Here is a 16,862-nt window from a genome sequence, read left to right as displayed (position 1 = left end):
CGGATTACTTAACAGAAAATAAAAAGACCGCGAGTGAACACGGTCTCTTTATCGGGAGGATACCCCCATGACTTTATTAAATACCACCACAGCTTACAAGATTTGAATATGGAGTTATTCATCTGTGATGATAAAAATAAAATACAATTAATATAAAATAATGTCAAATTTAATTCAATGAAAGTTGAATATATATAACATTTTATATTTATACAATGACTTCTTTATTCCATTAAGTTTTTCGGCCTTTCATACTAGCCAGAAATAACATTCCGTTTCTTTTAAATCTTTCTTTATCATCTGGATGTAGGTGGGGTATCTCTAGTAGCATACCTAAAACAAGATCCTTATCCACTGTAAAAACATCACAATCAAGAGCCTTGGCAACTTCCGCACCTAAAATTATTTTCTGGCGTGTTTCTATCTGTTTAGACTCTTTCTTAGACTTATGTTGTAGACGATTTAAACGCATCTGAGCAGATGCTAATTGCTGTTCCAGTGTCTTTTTTATTCGTGGTTTCTTTCTGGTTTGCTCTTTATCTGAAATATCACTCATTTTCTATCCTCTTATAGTTCCATGATACATATATATTTCTTATATATATGTTAGTCAATGAGGATATTTGAAAAATTGGATTATTATTTCTTTTTATGCGATGGGAGCTTTTCTTTTAAAATATTAAAGCAGTTGATAACATTCTCATGCTCTATTGAAAAATGATCTATACTCCTTTTCAGAAGATCATTGGCAACATCAACTATAAATTGACTTCTTTCATTATGATTATAGACAGTAAATACATCAGCTATCCAGTGATAGCAGCAAAGCGTCAACAAAATACAATAGTCTTGATATTCTTTAATGCCTGATAAAAAAGTACATCCATTATAATCTACTTGCCTTGTTCTTCTATAATATTGTTTAAGCGTGGGCTTCATTATTATTAAATTATTTTTAACCATGTCATAGTGAATGTCATCCTGAACGTAGTCGTTTTTATGAAAGAAACTATTGCTATGAACATATAAAGCATAGGCAATAGTTTCAGTAGATATTCCATATTTTTCGCATAAAGCCGTTGAGACAACAGGATTGTTTTCTATATATATTATAAACTCACTTTCTTTCAAGTTTTTTGTTTTGGTTTTATTCATACATTTCTCACTATTATTATATTCGATTAACGACGGAAGGTTTCTGATCTTTTCCACTCAAACACTACTGCATGACGTTCTTTGTCTCTTTCTTTTTTTATTTCTTCTGCTCTACGCTGAGAACGGATCTGTTCACGCGCTATACATAATACTTTCCTACGTTCCTCTGATGTTAATTTTTTCCCTTTAACTTTAGTAGCCGCATGAACAGCATCATCAAGAAATCTCTTTTCCGTTAATGACACTCTCTGTAATCTTCCAGCACGGTGTTTTCTTTCGTTTTTTAATTTACCTGAAGTATTATCGATAAAATCTTCTGCCACTTGTGTTTTATTGTCCACTACATCCTCCTTGTTTTTCATAATATATTATACCAATACAATTAAAACAAAAAAAACTCAAATTATTTCATGTACTTTATTTAATTTATAGTTCTACTTACCTTTCGTTAGTGCCTTGATGAAATGGCACCTACCTACTAATATTTTTTCACTACCTTTTTAAATTAATTTTTTGTACTAGTAGTACTAGAATTTTATTAGATTAGGTTCTGGGGTTTTAGATGGCGACTTTCAGTCGTAGTAGTTTTCCGAAGGAAAACTTAGTTTTTCTAGAGCTTCGCCTCTCCTAATCCGCGCATGAAAATTTCAAAATAGTTTTAATATTTTTTATTTTTATACCCGTAATAGAACAAGGCGCTTCTCATGCTATGGCTTAGAGTTGCAATACGTTTCCATATTGCGACACCCTTCTGCACTCCCATAGTCAACATCATAACTTTAAAAACATTTCTCGTTTTACTAAAGAAATTACACTGCTGTTTTTATAAGCCTTAGATGTGCGCTTCGAGTTGATGTTACGCAGACTCCCCGCTTTGGCATCGACAATAACCTTGAGAATGAATCAAACACTTTCGCTCCTACCTTCTCAGACCTGTACAATCAGGTTTAACGTTATTGCTTTCGAAAACTAAAATGTTTTTGGAAATGGTATTTGAAAAGCTTGTAAAAAGTTGAGATTTAGATTTGACAAATATGAAAAGATTATTTAATACTTTATTATATTTGTAATCACGTTCCGTTTAACTGATTACAAGGCTTCAAAAGTCGGCAAAACTTTTTTAGTCCTTAAAAAGTCAACTTTGAAAGTTGGCTTTTTTTGTATCTTTATTTTATTTACAACACTGCATTTAGATTGTCAAATAAAACTCAAAAAAATATTTTAATAGCACATGATCTATTATCACCTATAAGCAGCATTTGGTGATTGCCACAAACAATCACATCGCCGGAATAGGGACTCGCACTGTTAATGATGGATTTATCAAAAAAGGTGTTTATAAGAGTCTACACAAAAATGTAACACCACCTGCAAGTAATTACACAACACATATGTATGCAAACACTAACCTTTAACGTCTAATACTCATCGCGTTACTTATTTTCTCTCATTCATGATTTTACAATCACTTCTTAATTTCTGACAGGAATTTCACACATCAATCTATTCTAAGTTATCTTTTATCATATTTTTATAAATTTTATCTTTCCCGCCTACGGCGGGAGACTAATTTAACTACTTTTGCCCTTACGGGCGATCTCTAAAACCACAACCATTAAGAGTCGTGTAATACCTCAGCCGTTCATCCGATTCTAGCCCTGTAAATTTCACAGACAGTAAAACTAGAGTTATTATTTAGTTATAGGAAAACTTTAAACATTGTCGTTATTTTTAGCTCCATTAGGAGATATAAAAATAAAGCAATGCCCACCTATACACTGCTACGCAGTGTGTGGGGTCTACCGACGGTTGCCTGCCGCAGGCTAACACCGTTTCCTTGGGAAACAAGGTCAACGTCAACATCAGAGTTTTTCTTGCGAAAAACTAAAACCAGCATAGTCGCATTGGAGATTTATATTTTAGTTTGATATTTAAATTTATATTGAGGTTGTTTTTATTGTATGGCTATTTTTCATCTTGATTTTAAAATTGTGAAACGTTCAGAAGGTAGATCTTCCGTTGCGAAGGCTGCTTATCACGCTCGTACACGCATAACAGATGAAAGAACAGGTGATACGTATGATTATAGCCGCCGTACTGATTTATATGGGCATTTCATATTAGCTCCAGTTAATGCACCAGAACACATCGTAAAAGACTCTACAGCATTGTGGAATGAAGTTGAAAGAGTTGAGCGCCAGCACAATGGTCAAACATCCCGTTATTTCGATGTCGCTATCCCCGCAGAGCTAACCAATGATGATAAGAAAAAGCTTGTTCTTGAGTATTGTCAGAAAAATTTTGTAGAAAAAGGAATGATTGCTGACATCGCTTTTCATGATCTTGATAGCGACAACCCACACGCTCACGTTATGTTGACATTAAAAACCATAGGCCCGGAGGGTTTTGGTAAAAAAGAAAGAAGCTGGAATGACCGAAAAATGTCTGTCCTTTGGCGTGAATCATGGGCATCAATGGCTAACAGCTATCTTGCTGCTGCTGGTTCATCAGAACGTATTGATCATCGTTCTCTTCAGGCCCAGCATGAGGAAGCGTTAGAAAAAGCAGCAGTAGCTTTAGATAATGAAGAAAAAGCGTTATGGCTTGCTAAGGCCGCTGAAACAAATCGTCCTGCAATGAAACGTATCCACAGCGCTAAATGGCGTAGTAAGGCTGCTCAGGAGCAAAGAGCCGCAGAACAGACAGTTCGTGATGCAGTGAAGCAGGAAGCGGTTGAAGTCTATAAAACATTCAGTGAACTTGATCTTGAAATCGTCGTTGATGTCAGAAGCTTCACCGTGGCTGCTCTTGCTGAACCAGAACAAATCGTATTACCTGAAACACACTCCGGCTCTTCTACTGATGAGAATCAGAGACCTGTATTGGTAGCACCAGCTCCTCATACTCGTATGCGTGGCGTTAAATCTTACCGTGATAAAACAAAAGTCAGTAAGGTCGCTGCAGGTAAGAAACCATCAGTCAGTATTTCTGATTCTGGAACAAATACTATCCTGAAAACATCCTCCTCTCAAAACCCAAACAGGGAATCCAGAAGCGCCCCTGAACGTGTTAAGAGGACACAGGCCATTCGACGTCAGGATAATATTTTTAAACGCTTCACAACTCTTGTCATAGATTTTTTCAAACAGAAGTTTGTATGGGCTAAAGCAAACAAATCCCAAATTGATCTTATCAGTGAAGAACATGATAAACGTATTGCTGAAAACTACGTCTTTGACGAGGTATTAGGCCGTCATATCTCTCGCACTGAATATGAGAAAAAAGCCAAGTTTAACCAAGATGACTATAAACCAACACCGGATGAGATCAGCCGTTTCCCAAGTCGTCCGGTTAAGCCAGTGCAGCCTGATAGCAATCTCGACTACATACCAACACTTGCTGCAGACAGGAAAAAGCCGCTGCCTAAATTGAGACCACCCAGTTATCGAGGTAAAGAGTGATCAGTAAGCAGTCCACTTATTGTCCAGTCGACTTGACAAATTATCTAAAATATTAGATAATCCACTCATTCATAGCAGGAGGTGTGTATGGCTTTAAAATTCTATGACAGTCCGTTCCATGTGACACATGATGCTGAAACTGCTAGCAAAATGGCAATGAAAATGGATTTATCGATCATGATTATCAATCTAATCAAAGAGAAAGGTTGGACGCAAAAAGAAGCGGCAGAAAAACTCGGCATCAACCAGTCCCGTGTATCAGAACTGAAAAATGCAAAAATTGAGCTTTTCACTGTTGATGCCATGTTCGATATGCTAGATGCCCTCGGTTTCCGAGCTAAAATGTCAATGACAAGTCTGCATCAGGCATCAATTGCAATTACAGAAACCGAGGCAGCAGCTTAACGTTTTTTACAGCGTTCAGCCCCTCTGACATCGGCCATAAGTTCCTTGAGTCGTTTTTCTGCTACTTTTTTAGCCTGCCGATCAACACCGTTGGTAGTTTTCTCAAAGGAATGCAAAACTACCACGGTATCGAGATACTTAGTGACGTAGGTGCATCGATATGCCGGGCTTCCATTTATTTTTAGTTCGATAACGCCTATACCAATGCTATCCATAAAATCAATAGGTAATTCAGGATCTTGACCGAACTGAATACGACGTAAATCTTTTCCAAAATCGTCTTGCACATCAGCAGGAAGTGCTTTGTATTCTCTCTCAGCAGCAACATTAACAAATGCAAATTTTTTCAAGTTAGCCCCTCGTCAGAAATTTTATGATCGTCTGTTGATAAAACCACATTATTTCCTATATCTAATTGAGAAACAAAATTATATCGATGGAAGATAACTCCCAGAAAATCATCCTACAACCGTGCAAACAAATTCAGTTAAATGCGCTCCTGTGGGTAAAAGGATAAAGGTGAAACCTCATCCGAGTGGCGAGTTCACTTGTTTCACTTTGCTGGTAGTCAAATATACAAGAGAGAAATTTCTCTACATAGCTGAGCGGAATAGTGCTCCACTTTCGGCCAACACAAGCAGGGAAAGGCATCAGCGCTGTTTCCTATACCTATGTTTCCTATACCTAATCGTGCTGCATCGGGTTTGAGATGTGTTGCCCATACGCAACCCACCCATTAGTAAATGGTAGGTATAGCGGTATTCGGTGCAGGTATTTAAGAACATCTGTATATTAAAACATTTTCTTAATGATATTTTTTTCATAATCTATTAATTCATTATAATCATACAATTTTTTATTTGATATCAACCGAACAACCTCATCATCAACTAGGTGATCGGGTATGAATTTCGCAATTTTTTGTATTGCCGACTTAGGAATCCCATATTCTATAAGAATATTTAAATGTTCTGGTATAAAATCATTTTCTATTATGGATGAATAATACAGATAATTTCCGGGTACTAAACCCAAAAGTTTACAGACATACGTTTGCAATTCATTTAATACAGATAACAACTTTGGAAGTTTATATTGAAACCAATGACGCAATATATAAAAAGAATCTTTTATCGATTCATCTATTATTTTTATTGTTTTTTCATCATTCATCTTCCCTGACTTGCTTAAATTATAGTTATATGTATTTTTCACTAACTCTAGTATATTTTGGGAAAAGCCATAATCAAAAGTAACTTTAGTTAATCTTTCGGCGGACATTTGGTTACTTTTCTCATTATCTTTTAATAAATACTCCCAGCACAAATGTACACAAAATTTTAACTGTTCATATTTTGGTGTAGAGGACCATGCAACCAGTGCATAATTATCACGTATGTTGGACTTTAAATAATCAAGAAGTTTTTTTTGTCCACGGATGTTTATAGAATTATTTTTAAATAAAACACTTTCATCGAAGGGTAATGATGATATGAAATTATATTCGATTGAGTTTTTATTTTTTATATCAGCATCATCAAGGTTGATTAAAATTTCCTCATTAATCGGGTTTTGTTCGAAAAATGGTATATCAATGTATATCACCTCTTTTTCTGGAGGAGGATTAAAATTAAATATATTTCCTGAATAGTGCTCCATCAATCTTCCAGCTCTACCTTTGATATTTGAATAATCAAAGTAGTCAATACTCAAGTCCTTCCCTTTTTTTTCATCAAAATAGACTATATTTTTAGCACTAGTATTTACTCCCTCAATGATTGTTGAAGTACAAAAAAGCACCTTTATCAAGCCTTCGTTAAAATAATCTATTATAGATGAACTAATATGTCTAGGGAGTGCTCCATCATGAAATGCCACACCATGTTTTATTGAGTCAATTAACGACCACCTCTTAGAGATATTTTTCTCGATCCATTCTATCAGCGGAGGGTTATGAGTTAGCTCTCCAGATTTATTTTTTTGAATAAAATTAGCAAACTCTCTTGAGAGTCTTCTTGCTTTACTCGGAGAGGCACAATAAACAATTGTTTGTTCATCACAACGTCCAGAAATCAATTTAAATAAAATACTTTCTTTAAACCTTGCCTTATTTCCACGAGAACCGAATAAATCAGCATAATCCTTATATATATTAAAATCATTACACCTAACTAAACTATATTGGCTTTGGTAAAAGACAGCATTATATTTATCAGCAAACCCCGGAGTTATGCCATCAATATTTGGCCCCAAAAAGTAAAATTTTGGCGTGCTGTTTTTAAAAATTTTTATAAATGCATTATTTAAAGACTGATGCCTTTCATCATCCCTCTTAGAGCTAAGTTTATAAAACTCGTCAATAATTAGATAATCTACTTTAGGAAGGTCTTTATACTCATTAACTCGCTCAGATGTCAGCAGAAAAATATTACCCTTTCCTTCTGAACAAAACGCCTGACTCGTTCTTACAATTAATTTATAGTCATTGGAATATTTTGAAATCTTTTTCCTCGTCTCATCGAGTAAAGCTAGAGTTGGCTGAATAATAATGATGTTTTTGTATTTCTTGGATGCTACTATTTCCTCTATTAAGAGACTCTTCCCAAAACTTGTAGGAGCACTTGCAATAACATTTTTTTCTGAATTGATTAGACCCAGTAAATATTTTTGTTCATCATGAAATACTTTATCTTTGATATTTATTGATCTGTTATTTTCAAACCTTATTTTTTGCGATGATGAGGATAGTGTTAAATCATTTTTTATTATATAAGGATAAAAACCTGCAGACTCGATTAGATCAGCTAAAACACCATCTAATATTCGCGAATAATCATTCTTCTTTTCTAAAATTTTTATTAATTCATCTCTCCCCTGATTCTCATCTGATATTAGTAACCTAGCACATTTTTGATACTCACTAAAAGTATATTCGAATAGGGCGTCACTTCCATTCCCAATATGCTCATTCATATATCAACCACCAATCTGCTGAATCAATGATAGTTTTTGATGAAGTTTCTTTACTAATTCTATTTTATTACTCACTGGAAAAAGCATAAGAATAATATTTAAATGATTTTTTAAAGGATGTTTGTAATTTTCATCAAAATATTTTTTTAGCATAAGTATTTTATTTTCATAATAAGCAGAAAAATCCGGTGATTTTTCGTTATCATATTTTAAAAATGAATCACAGCTATAGGTACATAGCAGCGGGATGTTAATTTTCGTAAGCTTATCTGATAGTTTCCCACCTGTCGATAAAATGTCCAACCAATATTCTAATTCTGGAGAGTTTTGTACATGGCGTATTTTTTTCGCTATCAAATTAAATTCAGAATTTAAATAATCAGCTTTAAAATGCTCTTCAACATCATTAATTAAATCACCAATACCTTTCTTGGGATCAATATATAACTTAGATTCACCTAGCCAGAGGGTTTTATTGACAGGATCGATATGCACGGCATCAAACCCGTGAACGGTATGCCCGATAGAATCTTTGAAATAAATTTTGGAAAGAAGTGGGAGCGTATTATGAAAATCTCTCAAAATCAGATGCAGAATAAGTTCACCAAATTCACCTCGCTTAAGGTATTTATTAGCAACATCGTCAGTCAATTCACCTGAATTCAGATAAATATCTTTAACCTTCTGATATTCATCAATTTTATAAATTGAACGAGCCGCATCTATTATTTTAGATAATGTTTGTGTGTTATCTGTCTGCTCCCCTTCGTGGAACCCATAAGCGAACTCATGCAGGGCCGATAAAATCTTCATAATCAAAGGATCCATCCTATAGTAGGATACACCTGTATCATTAATATCAAAACCTACCAAGTAACTACATAAAACTTGCTCTCTCATTCTTTCTTCGATTACTTCATGCGCTTTGAATGGTCCCATTATTTGTCCATATTATTTATTGCATAGAAATAATTTCATTCGATAATTTTTTAACCTATTGAATAGTATAACTAAAAATTCGCCACACAAATACTGTTTATTTTCACAGCAATCATGCAGTACAAGCTTCAACCTACAAGTTTAATGGTATGATTTGTATCGATATTTTATAATTGAGAATTTGCAAATCTGAGACGTTAAAAATCGAATATCTGCTACCTAAAGTATAGGCTCAAGCCGGAACAGTTCACTCGCTTAGGGCGGTGTCCACATTTCGCAGGTAGGATCATGATTCGCAAAGGCTGAGTTCACGGGCTTCGGCGGTTATGCCCGGTCAGCTTAAGGGCTTCAGCGCGGAGTTCTGGTGTATATTGCTTACAGGTTTTCTTACTGGTTCAGATGGGTTTTGTCATATGAGCTAACACTGGTTGAGAATTTACTCACGTAGTCGCGTGTCCACTAATGGTGGGTAGGATCAAAGTACCAGTGCCAAAGTTGAGGCTTTCGGATTTTCATTCTTATAGGGGACACTGACTGTGCGATATTGACAACTTTATCAACTCAGTAGAGGATAACTTTTCTTAAGCAGGATCTGAGTAATGTTCAGGCAATCTACACGCAAAATTCTCGCCATGTTACAAAAATAGTTAACTAATTGTTGGTTTACATGATGATTTTCAGAAAATCATGAAATCCCTCAATGTTTATTTAAAATTAAATTACCCGACTAATTAACATAATAGAGAGATTATAATGGCTATAGCATTCACATCAGCACTGTACTACCCATACATCGACGTTAAGAATGAGCAGTGGTTGCGTAATGCCGTATTATTCTGGGATTCAATTCGAACTATTGTGCCAATCTCTCATCGTGATCCCTATTCGAATGATTTCGCTCGGACGCTTAGTGATGAAGGTGTTCTTCAACCTATATGTGTGTCATCAGATATGGAAGAGATTGAAGCACTAACAGAGAAAGTATTTACCTTTCTTACTGATCCAGCTTCCGCAGGTCTTATTTACAATGTTGATGCAAATCCCGATACCCGTATTCATAATGAAAAAATTCCGAATGAAATTTTTCGGTTAGCACAAATTCATCCAGAAAAATTTCCATACAGTGTTATTGAGATGCTTCAGAGAGGTCTTGATGATGATGGATGGCTTCACGTCGAACCTACTTTTGCAAAATTTTATATGACATTACTTGCCACTCAATTATCAGATCGATTAGGTCTAGGGTTAGTAACTGAATCCTCAGCAGCAGATCAATTAGCAATCGCAGTGCGTAAAGGAAACCCACTAGAGAGAAATTCAGCTAGACGAGTTGGTCGCCATTTTGAGGCATCTGGCCCAAGACGTACATTACCACCTGAACTCACTCAAAGTTTGCTAATTGACCTCATACTGCAGGGTATATCGTTGCCTGATAATTTAACCGTCCATGAGATATTGATGTTCAAGAATGATCACAAGGAAGAACTATCTATTTTCCGTCGTGAAATTTCACGACTTACATCAGACATTCCGAAAGACGTACCTATAGAAGCATTACGGCAAGCTGTAGCTGATCAATATCAGGTAAATGTCTTGCCTGCATTGAACAGTTTAAAAGCATCATTAAAAGCACAAAGGTGGGATTCCGGAATTAATGGATTATTGAAGGTATCCTTCTTTGCTGCACCATCAACTTCCGTCGCAATCTATGCGGGAATGCCAAGTGCCGTTGCATTATTAGTTGGAGCTGGAATATCCCTAACAGCATCTGTAGTTCTGTCATCCCAGCAGCGAGACAAGGTAAAAATAGACAATCCATATTCATATTTATTATCACTTAATAATCAGTGGTAATATTATTCAATTTAAATACGCTGAGAAATATAAACCTCTCAGCGTACAGTTTATGACCGATTTTTTGGAGAAAATCCGCGGCATGTTAAAAACCACACCTGCATGATTATCCATGATTCAAATTTAAAAACGGTATTAAAATTACATCCTTCTCCTGAAAACAACATTATCAGAAAAAATTGCCTTACCTGCGACAAAACCAACAGCTGCAATGATTGGTAAGCTGATGGTAGCACCTGCAATACCTGTAGACATTCCGATAAGTATAGACAGGCCAATGGTCAGTAATATAACCACAGCAGCATACCAGCCGGGGTAAGCTCCATATAAAACAGTCGCCATGCAGCCGGTGCAGACATGAACACCGCGCTGACTCTCTTTCAGGCAAAACGGACACTGGATTGTATTTTTTCCCATGATAGCGCCTTAAATCGCTTTCCAGCCATTGCTGGTTTTAACAAGATTAATCATGCCCTCTTCAGGTTCATTCATACCCTTGACGCTGGAGAATGCTTTTTTGTCCACCCATGAAGGAACATCCGCCAACTTCCATGTATAGGACACGCGAACAACTTTCTGATTACCGCTTCCCGGTTCGGTCCATTCCTTCACTTCATCAACTTCACGATGGCCAATACAGGCACCTTCCTGACGGTTCCAAAATTCAACCTCTTGTCCTTTGTCTGTTACTTCCAGAACATCAACACTACTGAAACCATTAGCTTGTTGAGAAACATCAAGCAGTCCCTGATTAGCCAGACCTTTTAAGATTTCATCACTGGCACTGTATCCGGCAGAACGGTAGCCACGGTTAACCTTAACCGGAAAACCTTTGTTGAATACAACGTCATTGTCCTGCAGTGAGTAGCACAGCTTTGACTGTGATATTTTCGCGTTGATCGCTTTCTCAAAGTCGCCTTTTTCACCGCATCCCGCCAGAACAAGTGCTGTGCCAGCAACGAGCAAAATCTTCTTCATCTTCCTATCCATCCCGATAATCAAAAATGCTGTTATGTAGAGGTAGCCTGCTGCGCACCAGTAGCCGTTACAGCTTGTTTTGACAGACATAACGAAGCAAAACCACCTGATTAACCAATTGATAGGATTCAATTATTTTTGTGGAACGTCATATCGTTTGTAACGATCAAAATCAAAACAACAATAGACAATACCTATCGTTAAGTATTTATCGATCGATTTAATCAATTAAAATACCGATCGATAAATCACTTTCAATCGCTACAACCTATCAATTAATTGCTATCGATCTGCAATACCGATCATTTTCTTGCTAGAGGAATCGTTAATGAGTAAAGTAAACCAGAGGACCACCAGACAGTTTACAAGCTGATTCAAGTGGATAGAGCGTTGAACCATGAGGCAAGTGGGTAATGTCGATTTATGGCCTTTAGATAGCTTTGAATAATGCAACATCAGGGAAACAACCATGAAGGATGCCATCCGCTGATTGAATAAAAAGGTCATAGGCTTCTTTCACTATCAATTGACACAACTTTTTTGATCTCCAGCGACAATACAGCGCTGGTTATGAACTCTTTACGCCTATTTTTACGTTTTACTGTTTATATGGAGTTAACATGAAAAAATTGTTTATCGCGGCACTGATGATCCTGCCGCTTACTGCTTGCACTACCTACGGCAACAAATCCCTGAAAGACGAATCCCAACAAACCGTAAAAGCCAAAATCGTTAAAGGAAAAACTACCCAGCAAGATATTATTAACGCATTCGGGGAACCACAGACGCGAGCCACCAATGATGGTCAGGAAATGTGGTCCTATTCCAGCATGTCAGGCGAAAGCAAGATCTCGAACTACATCCCCGGTCTGGCCCTGCTGAAGAACAGCAACACGGCTCACATGAACTCCCTTGAGATCTGGTTCAAGGGGAATGTTGTTGACCGATATAATTTTAGTCAGACGGCGAGTAAAGTTTCTAAGGGCCTGTTAGATTAACATACTCGCTCTATGCCTGACTCAGTCTGATATATTTACAAAAAATATTTCATGAGTCAGGTATTTTCAAATATATCGTCACCAAGATATCTTTCGCTTTTTATTCAAAGTCAAAAATCTTGAATACAAATCATTTTCTAGCTGAATCAATCCTTCAGAGTTATTAAGGTATTTAATATACCTATGGTGTTGCAGGTCAAAAGGGATATCATTCTCTGACTGTGTGATAGGAATAACATGTTTACCCAACGTGTGGGCGATCCCTGCCTCATAGAACACATTAGGATTCTTCCCAGAGAAATCACATACAACAATAAAAGACCTAAATATAAGAGAAAATACATCTTGGATGATCGTTGAGCTTTCCCATATATCATCAGCCCTACTACATGAAAACCTTTGTCGTCTTGCTGCTGATTGAATCGAGTTATATACCTGAGATAAGGACGGATTGAATGGCATCATAACCGATACTAAATTAGGATCAATATCCTCATCTGGAAGATTAAATACATCAGGTGAAAAAACAACTTTCCTGCCAGTACTTTTATTACTCGATATGTCTTCTCCTGAAGATTCACACTCAGAAAATATATAATGTTTAACAACATCTAAATTTTCATCATTAAGGCCAATAAACTTCTTCAAAAAAGTTAGTGCTAACCCGTTATAATCATCATCACCAAAGCTAAGGCTCCTCAGCAGACGAGGGTGATTATCAACCTCATCAAGATAATTAGTTAATGCTGCCAATTCTTGCCAATTTGAAGTATTAAAATTAGCAAGAATTAACTTTTGGAGTTTTAACAACTCGGTTCCTGACAGTTTAGAAGTCATATATATAAAATCACCAAGAGTGAAAGTAATAATGCTTTGCTAAAAAAACAATATAAGATTGTCATTTTCAACTCAGAAAACTTTTTTAAACATTACTTATAATACTATTATTTATTCTTAAAAAGAAGCGTTACAATATGTTATCGAATGAGGGAAGCAAAATTTTTCACTACTACTACATAACGCTTTCATTCTTGTTCATACAATGCAACAGCGATCTTAAGCCTATCAACAGCTTGAGATAACGCCTCATAGAGATCGCCCTCTATCTCATGCCTGAACTCACCGTTCCTGAGCATTACCACATAGCCATCGGTCAGATCTCGGATGTGCGCAAGGTTTATCGGCTCTATAGCTATTCTGATATCAGAATGTAAATATTCAGCTACTGGATAGCCCATATCGGTGTGAAGCTCATACCGCCAGAGGGTTCCAGTTTAGAAAAGAAGTTATCTTGAGCTATGACCTCATACAGATCTTGCAGGCCAAGCGCACTCATCGGCGCTTTAGTTTTCGCCCCGCAACACTTCATCCAGAAAACGAACGGGGCGTGTTAGGATGGTTTTGGTTTACGGCATCAGTGATCTGATTGTTTCTTGGCTGAGTTCAGAAATCAATCTTCCATACACATTTACCATTCGCGCCTTATCGTAATCATCTGCTGATTCAGACAGAAAAAATGAACCGTAATCTTTGATAAAGATGTTATTGTCGTTTTCGAGAGTAAGTTTTATCCCGTGCTCATTCTCTTCAACATCTTTAACTGTACAGGTCATAAACGGTATATGTTCATTGGCATTAAAGAGCGAAATGATTTTAATATTATTCATTATTTGATTTTCCTTTTGTTTTATTTTTAATACCATATCCATTTCAAAAAAATCAAATTTAACTTAGGTTATACAAATAACACCTCATACAATATTTATATATTAAGCATTCTCGCCCATCTTATTTACTCAATCACTACACATCATCTGTGTAAATACCCTTAAATATTATCCCAATCTAACGGTTCTTCTGGTGGTAAAAGAGTTGCTGCCTCAACAGCGCTACATCTTCCCATGCTTTTACTCATCATCGCTCCTTGGTGCTTTTTAGCCTGTAATCTTGCGATTAACAAATCTATATCTTCTTGGCTATTTACGTCTTCTATGACTGCCTCAATAGCTATACCTTCTGCTTTAATGCTTTTATTTCTTCGGTCAGTGCTGGCAACGTGTTCGGGTTGTTCTTCCATTACTTCTTTCTTTTTTATAATCTCTGAAACAAAGCGAGCACGATCACCATTGAAGACAATAGCTGGGTTTATGAAATACCAGTTTTTTTCATTAGTTTTAGCAATAATACGTTTCTCAATAAGTTCTTTTATGCCTCTGTAAAAAATAGATTCAGACAAAGCAAAGTGATCTATTTTTTCTGCGAGCGACATTGCTTTTTTACAACTCAGATAAAAGTGATCTTTTCCAATCGCATCCTGATATATACGTAAAAAGATAAAAAACACTTTGTAAGCTGTTTTCGTTAAATCAAAGTATGCTTTTATCTGGGATGTATAGAGCTTAATGAACTCTTCTTTATCGACCTCTTGTGTATGTACAATATTGGCAAAATAAGTTTTACTGGTATCCTTCCTTTCAATAAGTTCTGCACCCCTTGAAACAGTCAGATTTCTTTTTCTTGTTTCAATCTTTAGCTCGGTCTCAAAGCAAAAAGGATTTAAGCCTAAATCTAAATCAACTTCTATTTCATTCATTTTATTCTTACCTATTGTTATTTTATTTATAATAAATTAAATACCATACACAAAACAGATATCAAGTTTTTTTGCATATTTTTTTGCGAAAATATTTTTAAAATCGCAAGTATTCCAGTGACTATAATTTAAAGCACAGTCATTTTTAATCTATAAAATGACATAGAAACTGACTACAAAGTCAGGAAAGCTCACTGTACAGTCAGGAATACTGACTATAGAGTCAGGAACACTGACCGTACAGTCAGTCACCTATTTTCGTCATAAGCCTTATACCGCAAGGGCTACAAGCCGATTTTGTCTTAATTTAATTTTGCAAGAAGTAAGAGATAATACTTAAGAGGGTTAAAAGAAACCGGGCGATTTTTATGATCGCCATATGGGGTTTCAACATTTAGCAATGATGGACTATTTTTAAGTAAAAAATATAATTTTCATTGCGAAGCTTTCCTTTTTATTGCACTAACATCTTTTTTGAAAATCACTGCCCTCTATGAGCTAACGCTCATGTGCTGAAGCACGGCTACGCCCTAACACTGAAATTAATATATTTTCATCTTGATAAGGTAGTTTTCATATTGGCTAGAAAAATCGAAAAGGATCGGATTTAGATCGTTTCATCATTCTATTGTAAAACCGATCCCATGATAGAGTTTAGTGTTAAGTTTATAAAATAGGCTATTTACTCTTCAACATATGAAATATATTCACAGAATCAGCACTTAGTGATTGTTCAAGACAATCACATTGCTGGAACAGGGTTCACCCCTGTTGATGATGGATTTATCCATAAAGAATAGCGGCGTAGCCGCCAGTTAAATACGTTATTGTGACTGGTTATTACCTGTCAATAAGATCTTCTGGTAAAACTCTGTCACGTTTCATTTTCTCCCATATTTTTTGTAGCCTCTCGCACCTTAGCTCTTGTGCCCTTTTCTCACCAATCTCCAGATAGTATTCTTCACGGCGCTCCGCTACTACCTTGCGGAGCTTCTTCAACAGTTGATTCAAGGTTTTTAAATCAGTTGTAGCCGCTTCAGCTTGGATTTTTCTATACATATACATTACGTAGAATTCATCAATCATATTATAACCCTTGGTTTTATCATTCATGTATTTCCCTCTTTCGAGGGAATAATCATAATATTTAAGATCAAACAACTGTCATTTTCAGCTTCCAATAAACAGGATCTTCATTTCCATCCTGATTTATATTTCTTGAAACAAGTTCAATGATATGATCAAGATGCCAATGTAATATTTCATCCTTTAAATCATTTTTATTTATACCAGCTACATTATTTTTAATAGAGTATTTCATTACCTCACGAGTTATCACTACATCATAAATAACTTCTGAAAGTTTACCCCAACTCATAATATAGATTGCTGTTTCAGGATCACTTTCATAAATATTATATATCTCATCACAAAACCCTTGTAAAATGTTAGCAATAAGATGGTTTTTTGTTTTATCATAACTGTTCAATACAATCTCTTTCATTT

The 16,862-nt window shown here is 35.9% G+C and carries 17 protein-coding genes; 4 read left to right on the top strand and 13 right to left on the bottom strand.

Annotated features, from left to right (window positions below; translation table 11 throughout):
* Window positions 1-232 precede the first annotated feature (232 nt).
* From YROHD0001_RS13870 to YROHD0001_RS13880, 3 genes are all read right to left on the bottom strand, one after another.
* Window positions 233-556 carry a conjugal transfer protein TraD gene (locus YROHD0001_RS13870; protein WP_004713617.1) on the bottom strand — a complete coding sequence of 108 codons (324 nt, stop codon included), beginning with the start codon at window positions 554-556 and terminating at the stop codon, window positions 233-235.
* A gap of 83 nt (window positions 557-639) precedes the next feature.
* Window positions 640-1,155: a hypothetical protein gene (locus YROHD0001_RS13875; protein WP_004713616.1), complete on the bottom strand. Its 516-nt coding sequence runs from the start codon at window positions 1,153-1,155 to the stop codon at window positions 640-642.
* A gap of 26 nt (window positions 1,156-1,181) precedes the next feature.
* Window positions 1,182-1,496, bottom strand: a complete 315-nt coding sequence (locus tag YROHD0001_RS13880) for a hypothetical protein (RefSeq protein ID WP_004713615.1) — start codon at window positions 1,494-1,496, stop codon at window positions 1,182-1,184.
* A gap of 1,620 nt (window positions 1,497-3,116) precedes the next feature.
* On the opposite strand from YROHD0001_RS13880, the gene mobQ reads away from it, so the two are divergent.
* Window positions 3,117-4,616 carry a MobQ family relaxase gene (gene mobQ, locus YROHD0001_RS13885; RefSeq protein WP_032816184.1) on the top strand — a complete coding sequence of 500 codons (1,500 nt, stop codon included), beginning with the start codon at window positions 3,117-3,119 and terminating at the stop codon, window positions 4,614-4,616.
* A gap of 87 nt (window positions 4,617-4,703) precedes the next feature.
* Window positions 4,704-5,021, top strand: coding sequence for a helix-turn-helix domain-containing protein (locus YROHD0001_RS13890; RefSeq protein WP_004864333.1), 318 nt, complete (start codon window positions 4,704-4,706; stop codon window positions 5,019-5,021).
* On the opposite strand, the gene YROHD0001_RS0117390 is transcribed toward YROHD0001_RS13890, so the two are convergent.
* The 3 genes from YROHD0001_RS0117390 to YROHD0001_RS13900 all read right to left on the bottom strand — a co-directional run bounded on the left by YROHD0001_RS0117390 (window position 5,018) and on the right by YROHD0001_RS13900 (window position 8,933).
* Window positions 5,018-5,371, bottom strand: a complete 354-nt coding sequence (locus YROHD0001_RS0117390) for a type II toxin-antitoxin system RelE/ParE family toxin (RefSeq protein WP_032816181.1) — start codon at window positions 5,369-5,371, stop codon at window positions 5,018-5,020. The two genes, YROHD0001_RS13890 and YROHD0001_RS0117390, sit on opposite strands and share 4 nt — an antisense overlap.
* A 442-nt stretch (window positions 5,372-5,813) precedes the next feature.
* Complete coding sequence (locus YROHD0001_RS13895; RefSeq protein WP_004713612.1) at window positions 5,814-7,994, bottom strand: DEAD/DEAH box helicase; 2,181 nt, start codon at window positions 7,992-7,994, stop codon at window positions 5,814-5,816.
* 3 nt (window positions 7,995-7,997) lie between these two features.
* Window positions 7,998-8,933 (bottom strand): HamA C-terminal domain-containing protein, encoded by a 936-nt coding sequence (locus YROHD0001_RS13900; RefSeq protein WP_032816179.1) that lies wholly within the window; start codon window positions 8,931-8,933, stop codon window positions 7,998-8,000.
* A 753-nt stretch (window positions 8,934-9,686) separates the two neighbouring features.
* Here YROHD0001_RS13900 and YROHD0001_RS13905 point away from each other — a divergent pair.
* Window positions 9,687-10,787, top strand: coding sequence for a DUF6236 family protein (locus YROHD0001_RS13905; protein WP_004713610.1), 1,101 nt, complete (start codon window positions 9,687-9,689; stop codon window positions 10,785-10,787).
* 141 nt (window positions 10,788-10,928) lie between these two features.
* Here the strand turns inward: YROHD0001_RS13905 and YROHD0001_RS13910 are convergent, their stop codons facing one another.
* Window positions 10,929-11,204, bottom strand: a complete 276-nt coding sequence (locus tag YROHD0001_RS13910; protein WP_004713608.1) for a hypothetical protein — start codon at window positions 11,202-11,204, stop codon at window positions 10,929-10,931.
* A gap of 9 nt (window positions 11,205-11,213) precedes the next feature.
* Window positions 11,214-11,765: a membrane lipoprotein lipid attachment site-containing protein gene (locus YROHD0001_RS13915; RefSeq protein WP_004713606.1), complete on the bottom strand. Its 552-nt coding sequence runs from the start codon at window positions 11,763-11,765 to the stop codon at window positions 11,214-11,216.
* Window positions 11,766-12,385: 620 nt separating this feature from the next.
* Between YROHD0001_RS13915 and YROHD0001_RS13920 the strand changes: the two genes are divergently transcribed.
* The gene (locus YROHD0001_RS13920) at window positions 12,386-12,763 is read left to right on the top strand and encodes a hypothetical protein (protein ID WP_004713605.1); all 378 of its coding nucleotides are present in this window, start codon (window positions 12,386-12,388) and stop codon (window positions 12,761-12,763) included.
* A 78-nt stretch (window positions 12,764-12,841) separates the two neighbouring features.
* Here the strand turns inward: YROHD0001_RS13920 and YROHD0001_RS13925 are convergent, their stop codons facing one another.
* The 5 genes from YROHD0001_RS13925 to YROHD0001_RS13945 form a co-directional block, all read right to left on the bottom strand.
* Window positions 12,842-13,600, bottom strand: a complete 759-nt coding sequence (locus YROHD0001_RS13925; RefSeq protein ID WP_004713604.1) for a hypothetical protein — start codon at window positions 13,598-13,600, stop codon at window positions 12,842-12,844.
* 569 nt (window positions 13,601-14,169) lie between these two features.
* Complete coding sequence (locus YROHD0001_RS13930) at window positions 14,170-14,430, bottom strand: hypothetical protein (protein WP_032816202.1); 261 nt, start codon at window positions 14,428-14,430, stop codon at window positions 14,170-14,172.
* Window positions 14,431-14,591: 161 nt separating this feature from the next.
* Window positions 14,592-15,356, bottom strand: a complete 765-nt coding sequence (locus YROHD0001_RS13935; protein WP_004713600.1) for a hypothetical protein — start codon at window positions 15,354-15,356, stop codon at window positions 14,592-14,594.
* Between the two features lie 840 nt (window positions 15,357-16,196).
* Window positions 16,197-16,442 carry an H-NS family histone-like protein gene (locus tag YROHD0001_RS13940; protein ID WP_174522189.1) on the bottom strand — a complete coding sequence of 82 codons (246 nt, stop codon included), beginning with the start codon at window positions 16,440-16,442 and terminating at the stop codon, window positions 16,197-16,199.
* 67 nt (window positions 16,443-16,509) lie between these two features.
* A complete protein-coding gene (locus YROHD0001_RS13945; protein WP_004713598.1) occupies window positions 16,510-16,860 on the bottom strand; it encodes a hypothetical protein in 351 nt (116 codons plus the stop codon).
* Window positions 16,861-16,862: the final 2 nt, after the last annotated feature.

The sequence above is a fragment of the Yersinia rohdei ATCC 43380 genome (assembly GCF_000173775.1).
Classification (GTDB): domain Bacteria; phylum Pseudomonadota; class Gammaproteobacteria; order Enterobacterales; family Enterobacteriaceae; genus Yersinia; species Yersinia rohdei.
This window is presented reverse-complemented; position numbering and strand designations above follow the sequence as displayed.